At 44.6% G+C, this 14,433-nt stretch carries 14 protein-coding genes; 13 read left to right on the forward strand and 1 reads right to left on the reverse strand.

Translation table 11 applies throughout. From position 1 onward, the window contains the following. Positions 1 to 6 precede the first annotated feature (6 nt). From KIH87_RS03950 to KIH87_RS04010, 13 genes are all read left to right on the forward strand, one after another. Entirely contained in the window at positions 7 to 612 is a 606-nt protein-coding gene (locus KIH87_RS03950; RefSeq protein WP_232360237.1) for an HAD family hydrolase, read from the forward strand. Then, positions 612 to 1,766 carry a phosphotransferase gene (locus KIH87_RS03955; RefSeq protein ID WP_232360238.1) on the forward strand — a complete coding sequence of 385 codons (1,155 nt, stop codon included), beginning with the start codon at positions 612 to 614 and terminating at the stop codon, positions 1,764 to 1,766. Before KIH87_RS03950 ends, KIH87_RS03955 begins: the two co-directional genes overlap by 1 nt. 250 nt (positions 1,767 to 2,016) lie before the next feature. Further along, on the forward strand, positions 2,017 to 3,654 hold the full coding sequence (locus KIH87_RS03960; protein WP_232360239.1) for a hypothetical protein: 1,638 nt from the start codon (positions 2,017 to 2,019) through the stop codon (positions 3,652 to 3,654). A 15-nt stretch (positions 3,655 to 3,669) separates the two neighbouring features. Beyond that, positions 3,670 to 4,608 (forward strand): AAA family ATPase, encoded by a 939-nt coding sequence (locus KIH87_RS03965; RefSeq protein ID WP_232360240.1) that lies wholly within the window; start codon positions 3,670 to 3,672, stop codon positions 4,606 to 4,608. 8 nt (positions 4,609 to 4,616) lie between these two features. Then, positions 4,617 to 7,397 (forward strand): formylglycine-generating enzyme family protein, encoded by a 2,781-nt coding sequence (locus KIH87_RS03970; RefSeq protein WP_232360241.1) that lies wholly within the window; start codon positions 4,617 to 4,619, stop codon positions 7,395 to 7,397. Between the two features lie 3 nt (positions 7,398 to 7,400). After that, positions 7,401 to 8,324: a formylglycine-generating enzyme family protein gene (locus KIH87_RS03975; protein WP_232360242.1), complete on the forward strand. Its 924-nt coding sequence runs from the start codon at positions 7,401 to 7,403 to the stop codon at positions 8,322 to 8,324. 311 nt (positions 8,325 to 8,635) lie between these two features. Then, positions 8,636 to 8,887 (forward strand): AbrB/MazE/SpoVT family DNA-binding domain-containing protein, encoded by a 252-nt coding sequence (locus tag KIH87_RS03980; RefSeq protein ID WP_232360243.1) that lies wholly within the window; start codon positions 8,636 to 8,638, stop codon positions 8,885 to 8,887. Beyond that, the gene (locus KIH87_RS03985) at positions 8,887 to 9,228 is read left to right on the forward strand and encodes a type II toxin-antitoxin system ChpB family toxin (protein WP_232360244.1); all 342 of its coding nucleotides are present in this window, start codon (positions 8,887 to 8,889) and stop codon (positions 9,226 to 9,228) included. Before KIH87_RS03980 ends, KIH87_RS03985 begins: the two co-directional genes overlap by 1 nt. 101 nt (positions 9,229 to 9,329) lie before the next feature. Continuing rightward, positions 9,330 to 10,400 carry a zinc-binding dehydrogenase gene (locus tag KIH87_RS03990; RefSeq protein WP_232360245.1) on the forward strand — a complete coding sequence of 357 codons (1,071 nt, stop codon included), beginning with the start codon at positions 9,330 to 9,332 and terminating at the stop codon, positions 10,398 to 10,400. Between the two features lie 122 nt (positions 10,401 to 10,522). Then, the gene (locus KIH87_RS03995; protein ID WP_232360246.1) at positions 10,523 to 11,590 is read left to right on the forward strand and encodes a Gfo/Idh/MocA family oxidoreductase; all 1,068 of its coding nucleotides are present in this window, start codon (positions 10,523 to 10,525) and stop codon (positions 11,588 to 11,590) included. Then, entirely contained in the window at positions 11,583 to 12,818 is a 1,236-nt protein-coding gene (locus KIH87_RS04000) for a methyltransferase domain-containing protein (RefSeq protein ID WP_232360247.1), read from the forward strand. The genes KIH87_RS03995 and KIH87_RS04000 overlap by 8 nt, the downstream gene beginning before the upstream one ends. Next, positions 12,815 to 13,342 (forward strand): WbuC family cupin fold metalloprotein, encoded by a 528-nt coding sequence (locus KIH87_RS04005; RefSeq protein ID WP_232360248.1) that lies wholly within the window; start codon positions 12,815 to 12,817, stop codon positions 13,340 to 13,342. The genes KIH87_RS04000 and KIH87_RS04005 overlap by 4 nt, the downstream gene beginning before the upstream one ends. Then, positions 13,332 to 14,069 (forward strand): SDR family oxidoreductase, encoded by a 738-nt coding sequence (locus tag KIH87_RS04010; protein ID WP_232360249.1) that lies wholly within the window; start codon positions 13,332 to 13,334, stop codon positions 14,067 to 14,069. The genes KIH87_RS04005 and KIH87_RS04010 overlap by 11 nt, the downstream gene beginning before the upstream one ends. Positions 14,070 to 14,078: 9 nt before the next feature. Here the strand turns inward: KIH87_RS04010 and KIH87_RS04015 are convergent, their stop codons facing one another. Then, a complete protein-coding gene (locus tag KIH87_RS04015) occupies positions 14,079 to 14,309 on the reverse strand; it encodes a hypothetical protein (RefSeq protein WP_232360250.1) in 231 nt (76 codons plus the stop codon). Positions 14,310 to 14,433: the final 124 nt, after the last annotated feature.

Raw genomic sequence — 14,433 nt, forward strand, 5'->3', positions numbered from 1 at the left:
GTTGATATGTTGCGAATAGGCATTGATTTTGACAACACCATCGTTAATTACGATGGTGTTTTTCATAAAGCCGCAGTGGAATTGGGCTGGCTGCCGGAAGAATCTGACAAGATCATAGGCACAAGCAAAGAAGCCGTTAAAAACTACTTTATTGAACGGGACGAAGAGCCGCGATGGACAGAACTTCAAGGCATCGTTTACGGCAAAGCCATTGTTCATGCCAAGCCATTCCAAGGGCTGATTCGAGCCATTCACGACATGCTCGCCGACAACATGCTGCTTTTTATTGTTAGCCACAAAACCCAATATCCCATAATTGGCGACAAACTTGATTTTCATGAAGCCGCGAAAACCTGGCTGGCAGAAAACGGCATTGAACCGCACATTAGCCAAATCTATTTTTGTCCGGAGAAAGACGAGAAAATCCAGCAAATCTCAGATTTGCATCTGGACTGGTTTATTGATGATTTACCTTCCATTCTCAATCACCAACAATTTCCCGAACATACCAAAGGCGTGCTGTTTGACCCCGACGGCGTTCATCCTGCCATCGAGAATCATTCACTCGCTCGCCGCTGGTCTGACATTCCTCATATTCTTCGAGGAGAGTAATGTCAGCGCCCGCTAGCATTCAATTAGACTTGCACATACAACACTGGATTGAAGCGCAATGCGGGCAGTCTATTGAGCAAGTGATCCCGGTTGCAGGTGGCAAGAACAATCAGGCACTGAAAATAGTCACAGGGCGGCAAGAACTGTTTTTTAAGCAATACTTTGCTGACGACTGCCAACGCTTTCAGCGGGAAACCGAATTTGTTCAACTGTTGAATCAACACAATATTGATTCAGTTGCCCAGCTTATTGGTTCGGAGCAGGTTGCTAAACATAAACGCAATGATCATGAATACGCCTTGTTCTCTATGCTTCCGGGGCAAATGCCAACCCAAGCGCACATAAGCAAAGCCCTTGTGCTGCAAGCTGCACAATTCGTCGCGCAAATTAACCAACCACAAGTGCAGCAATCGGCGACTCATTTATTGAATGCAAGGGGCGGATTAGCCACAGCTCAGGACTTTATCGACGAAATACCCAAACGCTTGGAAGGTTTCAAAGCAATTGAAGCTATATCAAAAGACGAAGAGCTTCTTGTTCAAGCATTACTTGAATTTCTCAATGGCGATTTCACTCAAGCCTTTGAACAAGCCAAACAGCAAGCGATGGACTATTTTAGTGACCAGCTAACGCAACCCTTTGAGCGCGTGTTGTCACCGTCAGATATCGGTTTCCACAACACACTATTTGATGCTTCAACTAGCAAACTGTCCTTTTTTGACTTTGAATACGCAGGATGGGACAGCGCAGAAAAACTTATCACTGACTTTTTCGCGCAACCGCGCTTTGATATCGCTCCCGAATACCTGGAAGATTTTATCGCCACCGCATTCCATGCATCTTCAATGCAGCAACAAGCTCGGTTACTAAAACACTGCCAAGTGCTGCTACCGTTAGCGCACTTAAAATGGGCACTGATATTTTTAAATGAATTTAAACATCACGACAGCCAACGCAGAGCCTTCGCTGCCAGCGGATTGTCGTCTCAAGTATCTCCGCAAAGCTCTTCGCCAATCTCTTCGCCAATATGTGAGCAAGCCTCGAACTCGGGAATAAAAGACTCGGAAATAGAAGAAAACCATGAGCTGATTGAGCTGATAAAGCGCCAACAACAATTGGTAAAAGCGCAGAAGCGCATAGCCCGCCTGTTCTAATCGCCTTCTGCTACCTAAACGTCTTCCACCTAAACGCTTTTTACCGCTATTTTTAGAGCTTATTTACGCACCCCCGCTCTTAATCTTTACACTCGCCAAACTCAATAAAAGAAGATAAAAATAACCATTGTTGAAGCCCTGTTTATTTGCCTGTAATCTGCCCTTTGCGTCAATTTACATCATCCCTGATCCAAGTGAGTGGTATGGAAGGCGTTGAGGATTCAAGCAAGCACTAGCCGAGAAAATGCATATGAATGAAAGGATCACTCCATTAGATGTTTGGTTTAGCTATTCAGGCAAACAACAACCACTGGTGAAAACCATTGTTGAAACGATGAACGCCATGGAAGTAACACTTATTCAGGAGGCTTTGAAAGCTGACGAAGAGAAAAACTGGGATGATGTAAAACAGGCCCGGTTCACACCCAAGCGCTATCAACATGAAGACGATAGCGATAATTCCAAAATCATATATCGCTTACCTCCCACGGGTAATATCAACTTATTGGTGAAAGAAATCGCCAAATCGTTTTTGAAAGTGATTGTGCTCTCTCCTGAATATTTCCAAAGTGACACGTGCTTACGGGAGCTGTGCTTAAGTTTGAGTGCATTCCATACCAGTGAAGGGCACCTTCCCATGTTTTTGTTAGATGGTTTTGATGATACTTCAGAGGTTTTTTTGAATGGTTCATTCGACTTCAAAATATCAGCTTCGGATGAGCTAAAAGGAAAAACACTGCAAGAGGCTTTAATCGAAGTACATAAAAGACTGGATCCTAAAATGTGGGAACTAGCCAGAGACTTTGATTTGTCAGAAGAATTTAGAAAGAACCTTCCAACACAGTTAGACAAACTCAGTTCTTGTATTTATGCCGTCTCGCAAATGAGCCCGGAAGAGATTGTAAGGGAAATATATCGATATGGTTTTTCTTCCCTAAAAGAACTGAACCAGAATTACCATCCAGCCTTGATGGAAAGCCTGTACAACGATTGGAAAAAGCGCCCTTATCCTCAGAAGTTACTGGCAAGAATGGAAGATGGCAGTGATGGGGGAATGTCATTTTCAGCCATACAGTCTCCTGTCGGCGCTGGAGTATATCTAAGCCAAGTGCTCGACGTACTTGACGATTTCTATTCCGAGCTCGTATTCAATGACAATAAGGCCGAAGAGAGTGTTATGCAGCTCTGCGGCATGGTCGTCCTAAAAGTGTACGACTCCATGGATGCTGCGTTGCTCTCATATTTTGGTAACGTGAACTCGATTCTGGGGGTAAAGGTATTAAAAAATTCAGATCCCAACTTTAATACGGCACTGCATACTGCCATCGCGTTTTCATTGGCCTGTGGGAATAACATAAAGCTACAAACACCTAACGGCGACTTAAAAGGCACGAAAGAATGCGATTATGTTAAAGGCGCTATTTTGCCACACAAGACAGGGATCACCGCTAATACAAGGCAGGTGGAGTATGTTTTTCAAGAGCTGGTGAAGCAATTACTTCCTCATAATGGTAAGCCAACCATTGATTTAGATGCCATCCGTAAAGACAAGGATCTGATTGGTCAAATTCGAGCTCAACTGCAAATTTTTGAAGTTGCCAGTAAGCAAAAGAACTTACGGGCAATGGCGAGGGCGCCTTATGCGTTTTTAGCGCTAAAAGAGGTGATTAAAACAAATGTATTTAGCCCTGTGCTTAAGAGCGTGGAAGATATTTTAAACGAAGGGTATGACGAAAAAGTACACATCCCCTGTATTGTCATACAAGAAGAATCCAGGCAGACACATAAAGCGAATTACACCATTCAGATGTCTCAGGAAATCAGCAATATGATCTTTCCCAAGCTTCAAGAGATCAGCAACATGTTTAACCAAAACAGGCAATCATAGAGAGATATGGCGGGTATGGATTTATCAAAATTTCAAGTTAATGAACCCTTTGAAGTTGGCGCAATGAATGGATTGGCAAAAACCTATCATGTTTTTGACCAGCAACAGCTAGACGCCATAAGAACAGCATGGTTTGCAAAGCGCCCATTGCTTATTAAAGGAGAGCCAGGGTTAGGTAAAAGCCAAATTGCTCAGGCGATTGCTGACAGAGCCGGATGGAACTTAATTGTTCATGTTGTCCACTCTCGAAGTGAGCCTGAAGACCTGCTTTATCACGTCGACCATGTTTCAAGGTTGGCACAGGCACAACTGGTAAGTAACCATGTATCAGACAAAAACAGCCTTAATAAACAGCACTTCGTTGTTCCTGGCCCTCTTTGGTGGGCATATTCCCCTGAAACAGCACAAGCCTTTTTTGACTCAGAGGAAAACGACTATAAGACATCCATCGAAATTAATTTAGCTAAGCCCTCAGTGGTGTTGATTGACGAAATCGACAAAGCAGGCAGCGAATTGCCCAACTCATTATTGGAAGTTCTGAATAACAAAAGCTTCCATGCTCATGGGCACGACAAAGCCATTTGCTCAGATCCCGACAAAATTCCTTTTGTGATCATTACCTCGAATGCTCATCGCCCTTTACCTCACGCCTTTTTAAGACGTTGTGTGGTTTTGGAATTGTCATTAAAAAAAGGCAATGAAGGTAAAAAACAATTGCAGGAAATCGCCAAGGCACACCATCCTGAATTGGGTAATTTGTCACCTGAGCTAATTGATGACGTGATTGATGTGGTTTTGGACTTTCGCAGCCAACGATCCGATCAGCAATACAAGCCGGGAACCTCTGAATTTCTGGATTTACTGAAGGTGTTAAACGACGATGACCAATACAACAATGAAACCGACAGAAAGGATGCCATCAAGATTATTAGTCGCCATGTTTTAAACAAGTAACAAAACACATGAATAATAAACCTCTTGCTCTTGATGAAATCGCACTTGTTGTGGCTCGGCACTTAAAAGGTGATGCAAGTGCTACACGTTATTTACAGCAGCATCAAGTGGATTTAATGGTGTCCGAGGAGGGGGAAGAGTCAAATGCCCCTCAATCATCGAAACAGAAAAAGCCGGTTTCCCCGGGAGTAGGCAGTGCTAAATCCAGAGGTGATTTTGCGTTTCCAATATTGACAGTAAATCGTCGTTCCCAACTAAAAGACAAAGCCAACCCTCCTGAATTTTCCGTAAGGCCGTTTACGGAAGCCGACGACGCACCCAATGAAAACAGCATCATAAGCAAGCCAGCAATTGAGGATTGGACAGCATTGCTTTCCCGGTTGGCTAATGGATTACGAAAAACCAGTGCCCAAGGGCGAGTTAATGTACGCGAGTTAGTGGAAGATACAGCGAAGCTGAAAGTTGTTAACCCTCTACCCTTGTTGCCAAAGTCAACCATGCCTAATCATTTGCTGGTATACCTTGATGATTCTCAAGCAACGAATGGTTTGCACAATGACATGCTGAGCCTTGTGCCGCAGCTAAAGCGCCAGTTTGCCAACTGCAATATTGACATTATTATTTTGCCAGAGGGAGCTAGTGGAAACTGGTATTTTCTCGATCAGGAAGAGCAACAGGAAGGCGCTCTTGCCTTACCCGCAAAAACAGAACCTGCTTTAATTGTCACTAATATTGACCGTAACACAGGCTACCAATGGCGCTTTCTAATAAGCGAACTACAACAAAACAACTCGCCAATCTGCTGGCTTTCGCTTACATCGCCTTCTTTTATCAATGCGCGCCATCAAGATAAGCAATATCGCTATCAGCAAAACTATCTGCCAGGGGTTGTGGTTAGTTGGGGGCAGCAAGAGCTGCCGACCGATGGCAGTCATTTAGGCATCATCTGTGCATTATTGACGACAACCCGGGTAGTGACAGGGGCTATGTTAAGGGAGCTAATTCAGTATTTTCATCTGCCTTCCCGTAGCGAGACTGCATTTTGGCAAGAACCAGATTTTACCTATTATCAGGGTTCTGACACAGGTTGGCGCAACCAGATAAGCAACACAAAGAGCCAGCGATACCTTGATATTCTGCATACCATGCAACCCGAAAAGTTAGAATATTGCTCGGGAATAATCGAACGCCATTTGGCCGCTATTAGCCAGAGTGTTTTACATGAGCATAGAATGCACTTGTCTTTTTTATCGCCATGGCAACACCCCGAGCTGAACCAAAGCCAACAGTTTTTTGATTCCATCGGCAGCACAATACAACAACAAGGGGCGCTGGTGAGGGACGTTGTGGAGTTTTTAGCTGACACCATGCACCAGTATGGTGACAGGGTTGAAATGGCTAATGCCAATGTCAGGCATTTATTGGCGCTGGCTGGCGCATATTTAGCGAAACATTGCCAATACACAGATATTCCACCTTCCCTCGCCGAACAGGTGCAGCAATTATTGCAGGATGACAATGAGCCTGTTGAATGGGTTCATTTCTATCAAAAAGGTCATGAAATATTGCCAGTTGCTGAGAGCGAATTAAGGGATTCGGAAACTTTACCGCAGGTCATTAAGAACAGCGTGCTGCTAGGGAAGGTGAAGCACCAGATGTCATCTCCCATACTGTTAAAGAAAAATCGGGAAAATCAAAAAAAGCCAACACAAAAAGCAAAGCCACTGGCGCTTAACCAACCCATTCCTCTATCCCAGGTAACGGATTTTGTATTGCAAAGTCAGTTTGAAGCGTTGTCTGTTAGCAAACGTTCGTCGAAAGATTTCTACTGGGCGAAGCAGTTGTCGGTGACATCGCAAGGCGTGATGGCGCAAGCGCAGGAGTTTGCCTTGTTTTGGCGATCGGATATTTCTGAGTCAGAAGTATCAAGTGCTTCCGATTTGAAGTTTCTGGGAAATTACTCTTTGGCGATTCATCATGAAGATGGTTACCAAATTCTTATAAAAGAAAGCGCGCCAAAATGGCTGAGTAAAACCCCTCCTCAGTTAGACCAATACGGTATTTTTGTGGAGTTAACCTGTAAGGACATTCCTTTCCAACTTCGTTATATCCCATCAGGGAGCTTTTTAATGGGGTCACCCGAACATGAACTTCAAAGAGTTGAGGATAGAGAGCTACAGCATATGGTTAAGATTACAAAGGGCTATTGGCTTGGTGAAACTGCAGTTACACAGAAGTTATGGAAGGTTGTAATGGGGTATAACTCAAGTGAATTTCAAGGCAAAGAAGAACTTCCAGTTGAGCGTATTAGTTGGGTTGAATGTGTGAGATTTGCTAACAATCTTGGAAGTCTTTTGGGCGGAATTAACTTTAATTTGCCTACTGAAGCTCAGTGGGAGTTTGCATGCAGAGCTGGAACGAAGACTCCATTTAATGTTGGTGATAGTTTATCTGTTAGACAAGCTAATTTTGTGGGTAAGGGGAAATTATATGGCGTGAATACTGTTGATGTGAATTATTTCGAACCTAATGCTTGGGGGCTTAAGCAAATGCACGGCAATGTTTGGGAATGGTGCCTTGATGATTGGGAATATTATAAAGGAGAACTTCAAGTGGATCCTGTAGGGGTGGGGAATTTTCATGTAAAAGTTTTTCGAGGAGGAAGCTGGTTTAGCAGTGTAGATCGTTGCCGCTCTGCAAGTAGGGCAAGGGATAGAGCTGATTATCAAGTTGGTAATATTGGACTAAGAATATCAGTCTCTACTCTTGTAGATAAAAATATAGGATAAATCATGGGAAGAAATAGAGAGCATTGGGATTTAGCTGAATTTGATGTGCGGGAGCGTTGGCGTTCACGCCCGCCTAAAGAGTTTCCTTCCCCTTGGGCATGTGAATGGGGATTTGATGAGTATGGCCTATGGCAAAGCTTTGCTTTGCAAGGCCAACTGGAAGGCAATGACAACAGCGGTAGCAACCATGCGAGCAATAGCCAAGATAGCAATGGCAAGAATACCAATATTAAAAATAAAACTACCCCTACCATAAAATACAAAATGCGCTTTATTCCCGATGGACATTTTTTAATGGGTTCACCAGAGGATGAACCAGAAAGGCTTGAAAATGAATTACAACATTCCGTCACACTGACGCAGGGCTTTTGGCTGGGCGAAACCACAGTAACACAAGCTTTATGGCAAACCGTGATGGGAGAAAATCCAAGCCGTTTTGAACCTGATAATGCTGATGAACAATTACCTGTTGAGCAAGTGAGTTGGGATGATTGTGTACGCTTTTGCGAACAGCTTAATCAGCTTGTTCCGGGGCTAAATGCCAATTTGCCCACAGAAGCACAGTGGGAATATGCGTGCCGGGCGGGTACACAAACTCCATTTTCTACCGGGGAGAAATTAACGGCTGCTCAGGCCAATTTTTACGATAGTGAAAAACAGAAACAGAAAATAGACAGATTTGGTGGGAGAACTGTTTCGGTGGATAACTACAACCCTAATCCATGGGGACTCAAGCAAATGCATGGCAATGTATGGGAATGGTGTGCTGACGATGACCAAAAAAAGGACGCTTTACGTGTCCTTCGTGGTGGTGGCTGGATTAACTTTGCTCAGCGCTGCCGTTCTGCTTATCGTAACAGGTTCCACCGTGACGGCAGGAACGACTACATTGGCTTGCGTCTCTCAGCGTCTTGTTCACCACAGTAGCCGCTGACGGGACGGAAGCGGCTTAGGGCCAGGGCTAATACTAAGCCCGATGCTCACTTACGCTCGTATGAGCACGCTCGAAGCGCCCTCGGAGAGGGAGCGAAGCAAGAGCGCGCGAAAAAGAGTGTAAGTGAGCGCAGGTTAAAGATGCCCTTAACGTATGAGGATTTCAGGCAGTTCATCAGCAAGATCCCGGTAGCAAGATCCTGGTAACAAAAGTACGCTTTGAATTTTTAGTATTGTTATAACAGTGTTGACACTTTCTTGCATCGTGCTAACGTTAGTACATTGTTGTTACTTAAGAGATCACTATGGAAATTGTGTTACGTAAAATTGGTAATTCCAAAGGGGCAGTGATCCCGGCGGCATTATTAAAAGAACTGGGTTTGAATGTTGGCGATACTCTTGAGGCTGTGGCGAAGGATGGAAACCTGATCATGGCGCCCAAAAATAAGAAAAAATACACATTGGCTGAGTTATTGGCCAAGTGTGATGCTAATGCACCTATGCCAGACGAATTTAAAGAATGGGACAACCTGGATGCCGTGGGGAATGAAGTGTAATGGCAGTATTTGAACGTGGCGATATTGTCAGGGTTTGTTTAAACCCGACTTCTGGCAAAGAAGTACAAGGTGATTTTAGACCTTGTTTGGTGTTGTCCCCTAAGTCCTTCAATAAACTTGGTATTACATTGATAGCACCTATCACTCAAGGCGGGGATTTTTCACGCTTCAAGGGCTTTACTGTTGCTTTAATGGGCGCGGGAACCGAAACACAAGGCGTAATCTTGGTAAATGCCATCAGGATGGTCGATTTACAGGCCAGAAAAGCCAAAAAGCTTGAACAGACTCCTGCTAATATCGTTGAGGAAGTTTTGGCGATACTGGGGGCTATTTTGGAATAAACTTCCAACTGCTTCCAATTAACTAATGTTCTACTCCCTTGTGCCGAAAATCATTACACTATTCTTCCTTTTTTCTCCCATTTTCTTATTAAGGACTGACTATGAAAGCCGCTGTGTTATTTGAAACCGGAAAACCATTGCAAGTTGTGGACGGTGTGCAAATTCCTGAATTGCTGCAAGGGCAGGTGCTGGTGGATGTGCATTATTCTGGCTTGTGCCATTCTCAGTTGGCGGAAGTGCGTGGGCATCGCGGTGAAGACCGTTGGGTGCCGCACTTGTTAGGTCACGAAGCGGTGGGAACGGTGAGCGCGGTTGGCGCTGGCGTTAGCAAGGTGGCAACAGGCGATAAGGTGGTTTTAGGCTGGATTAAAGGTGAAGGGCAAGATGTGCCGGGCGCACGTTATCCGTTGGTGAAAGACGGTAAGGAGTACCTGCTTAATTCTGGTGGCGTGACCACTTTTAGTGAGCAAACCATTGCATCGGAAAACCGTTTGGTGAAATTACCTGATGGTATGCCCGACAAGTTAGCCGTGCTTTTGGGATGTGCCTTGCCGACGGGCATGGGGTTAGTCTTTAACGAAGCCAAGTTGCTGCCCGATGCGCTAGAATCGCAAGGCAAATCTATCGCTGTCTTTGGCTTAGGCGGCGTGGGATTAAGTGCCTTAATCGCAGCGTATACTACTCAGCCTAAAGTTCTGATTGCCATTGATGTGGAAGCGCACAAGTTAGAACTGGCTAAGAAGCTTGGCGCGACCCACACCATTGATTTAAGCACTGAAAATTGGCAAGAAGCCTTGCAAGCCATTTGCCCCGGCGGTGTGGATTACAGTTTTGAAGCAGGTGGTAAAGCCGAGACTATTGAAATGGCTTTTGAAGCGGTGCGCGATGCTGGCGGGCAGTGCATTTTTGCTTCTCATCCGAAAGAAGGCGAAATGATCCGCTTGGAGCCTCACGCGTTCCATCGTGGTAAATCTATTCGCGGTAGCTGGGGCGGTGGTAGCCAACCCGACCGTGATATTCCGTTGTTTGTTGAACTGTATAAAGCAGGCAAGTTGCCTAATTTGGAATTGCTGCTCAGCCATGAATATTCATTAGATGAGATTAATCAGGCGTTGGATGATTTAGAAGCAAGAAAGATCACAAGAGCTTTGATTAAGATTGCCGGGGAATAGCGATTAACTGAGAGCTTAAGGTTCAGTTTTCCCGGGAATCGGCAGATAATTAACATATTGTTTTTTCTCAGTTGGTTTTTCTTCAAACAGTGTTCTATCAATCACCAAGCTCAGGAGCAAGCATGATTAAATTCGGGATCGTTGGATTCGGTCTGGCTGCGAAAGTTTTCCATTTACCCATTCTCACTCGACTTTCAGGTGCGCAAGTCACGGCTGTTTATTCTTCCAAGGCAGTTGAAGAGGTTCACCAAGTCTTACCTGATGCCGCTGTTTTTAACGATGTAGACGAGTTTATTGCACAGGCTGATATTGATGTTGTGGTGGTGCTTACGCCCAATGATTTGCATGCTCCGATTGCGGCAAAAGCCCTTAAAACAGGCAAGCATGTGATTATTGATAAGCCCTTTGTTTGCCATGTGGATGAAGGCAAAGAGTTGATTGCGCTGGCTAATGAGCATGGGCGCTTGTTGAGTGTTTATCATAACCGCCGCTGGGATGGTGATTTCCTGACGCTACAAAAATTACTGAGCGAAGGTCGTTTAGGCGAGCTGCGTTATTTAGAGTCTCGCTTCGACAAATACCGTCCTCGTGTTTGGGGGCGTTGGCGTGAGCAGGACAGAGCCGGAGCCGGGTTACTGTTCGATATTGGATCGCACTTGATTGATCAGGTATTAACGTTACTTGGTAAGCCGCAAAAAGTATCGGCGAAGGTGTTGAAGCAACGTGATGGTTCAGAAGCGCCCGATTATTTTGATATTCAACTGAGCTACAACAACAATGCCACGTTAGTTCGATTACGTGGTTCCTGTTTGGCTCGTCAAACGCCGCACCGTTTTTATGTGGAAGGCTCGCAAGCCACGTTTATCAAGAAAGAGCTGGATATTCAGGAAACGCAAATGGGGCAGAACATGTCTCCTTATGCCGATGAATGGGGTGTTGAAAGTACCGAATTTTACGGACAACTGCTACGTATGCCGCCTGATGGCAATATTCAGAATAAAGAACACGACGAGCCGGTGATTATCCCTACCGAGCGTGGTGCTTACCAAACTTACTACGAGAACTTTGTGAATGCATGTAATGGCAAAGAGGCTTTGCATGTGACCGCAGAACAAGCCTTGGATGTGATTAAGATTATTGAGTTGGCGACAGCGTCTTCTCAGTCTGGCAAGGAGTTGGACTTTGACTAGCGCGAATAACCAATCTGGTGAGTTCAGATTAGTCACTGGTGAGCCAGCTAAATTGCTGCTGGATGTGGGAGAACATCCGGTTGCCCATAAGTTTGTTCCACAGAAAGGGCAAATGGAAGAGAGCTTTCCTATTCAGCTTGGAATTGGTCAGCAATCCGGTTTGGTTGGCTTAATCCATCCTCCTGCATGGCAAGCGTTAACGCCTATCTATCCCTGGATTGTGTGTAATGAACCGGAAGATCATCTGGATGAATTAGCCCAGGTGCTAAATGAAAAACTGGCTGAAAAATTGGTAAAAACCACCGACTCACCAAAACAATTACTCGGCTTAAGCTATAAAGACGACACTCTGTTAGAGCGTTTAAACAAGCTGGGCGTAGGAGATATTTCACAGTTTCAACATGCCAGATTACAGCAGGTGGTTAAACCGGGTGTTGAGGTGGTGCAAGCGGTGATTTCTGACGCTGATTTTGCTGAAAATCAAAGTGCAAAAGGCCAGTATGATCTGATCCTTGGCCGGCATATTCTGGAGCACACCTGGGACACCCGAGCCTTCCTGAATAATGTGTTGAGTCTGTTGTCTGACGATGGATTGCTCATGCTGGAAGTGCCTGCCAATGAAAAGGCGTTTCAGAATGCGCAACATACAGTGATTTGGGAAGAACATAGCCTGTATTTCACCGAACATACCTTAAAAGGCTTGATGCAGGAATATGGCTTAAGTATCGAATCTTTTATTCGTTATCCAATGGCGTTGGAAGATGTGCTGATTGTACTGGTCAGAAAAGGCTTATCATCAACCCAGGACGTTCCAGAACAAGACTTGATAAAACCGGATTTGCAAGAAGAAAAGTGGGTAGAGCACTTTCAGCAAAGTTTTCAGTCCTCAAAACAATTTTTCCAAGAAAAATTAGCGGGTTATCGAGCGCAATACGGCAAGGTTGCCATATTAGGTGCGGGGCATTTAGGGGTGGCGTTTGTGAACTTCTATCAATTGGGAAATTTGATTGATGCCGTTATTGATGACGACCCAAACAAGCAAGGTATGTATATGCCGGGATGTCAGCTTCCTATTACTGGTTCCAAAGCACTTAACGATGGTGAGTATTCACTATGCTTGTTGACGTGTAACCCTTGGAATAACGAAAAAATAGCTCAGCGTAATCAGGATTTCATCAATAAAGGCGGTGTGTTTTTATCGGTGTTTCAACCGGAGAAATGGTCATGAAATATAGAACGATTAATGAAGCCGTACTTTATAACGATGAAGAAATCTGCACCTTAACCAAAGACGATTTGGCTGAATTGTCGGAGCTGGGTTTGGCGACTAAAGAACAACGTACCCGTTTGTGTGTGCATGAAGAACCTGGTTCACTGGTGCATGAGATGTTTATTATTCACACCAACGACACCTATGTTCGCCCGCATCGACATCGTACAAAAAGTGAATCATTTCAGGTGTTGGAAGGCGAAGCTTCTTTGGTATTATTCGACGACAACGGGCAGGTGCAGAGGGTTGTGTCGTTGGGTGGGTTAGCGAGTGGCAAAACTTTCTATTTCAAGATGCCAGCTCTGGTTTGGCATATGTTGGTGATTCATTCCAAAGTCCTGGTATTTAAAGAAGTGACTCAAGGGCCATTCGATTCTGAGGATTGTGAATTCCCGGATTGGGCTCCTACCGGACGACACTGCGACGAAGTACCTGAATATATGCAAACAATAAATAAAATGATTAATCACTATGACGCATAATATTCCTTTTCTTGTAGTAATAACGGGAGCAAGCCGGGGCATCGGCTTGGAGCTTGTTCGGCAATACGCTCAACAAGGATTATCTAACGGACGTTTTTGTAAAGTGATCGCGACCTGTCGTGATCCGGAGAATGCGCCACAACTTCAAGCTTTAGCCGAAGATGTTCGACGTAATGGCAACGACAATATTGTTATTCGTGAATTGGACGTGACCAATCAGGATTCTGTCCAAGCGTTTAAATCTTCCTTACGTGGACGTTCTATCGATATTCTCATCAACAATGCAGGTATGTACGGCTCCAATGCGCCGCTGTTACCGGTTGATATCGAGCAATGGCATGAAGTGTTTCATTTAAATTGCGTGTCGCCAGTCTATTTAACCCAGCAGCTTTTAGAGAATTTGAAACAGAGCCAGTTGGGCAAGGTAGTGACTATTAGTAGCGACATGGGCAGCATTACCAATAATACGGGCGGCGGGGCTTATTTGTATCGCTCTTCCAAAGCGGCCTTAAATGCCGCTATGTATAGCTTGTCATTAGATGTGAAAGAGTTTGGTATCACGGTAATGATGCTGCATCCGGGGCATGTGAAAACCGATATGGGCGGCCCAAATGCCAAGATCTCGGTTGAGGAATCGGCATCAGGGCTGCGTAAAACCATTGATGATGTGAGTTTGGACGACAGTGGTGCTTTCCGTAACTGGAAAGGCGAATCTATGCCTTGGTAACGGCGAGCTTTAAAGCATTATCGCTAATAGCCACACCAGCAATATGACCTCAGCAAGCCCAAACGCAGTAATTCGATATTCATGATCCTGGGCTTGTTTTTTATTCGGATAGTTGCCTAGTGTGAAGAGTTGTAACGACCATTTTCCAATAAAGTAGAAGATGGTAGCGATAGTTTCTGCGATTAATACGTTGAAAACAAATCTGAAGAAGCCTGCTATCGAGTCGGTAATTATATCCATTGTTAATGTCCCTCTTTTACCGCTATTGCTTGAATGTGTCCGATTGAAAGTAAATTGGGGCTAATCCGTTTTTTACAAGCATGATAATTGAATGAGTCGGATTTCCCCTCACCCCTTCAAGAAA

It is taken from the genome of Paraneptunicella aestuarii (assembly GCF_019900845.1).
In the GTDB taxonomy this organism is placed as follows: domain Bacteria; phylum Pseudomonadota; class Gammaproteobacteria; order Enterobacterales; family Alteromonadaceae; genus Paraneptunicella; species Paraneptunicella aestuarii.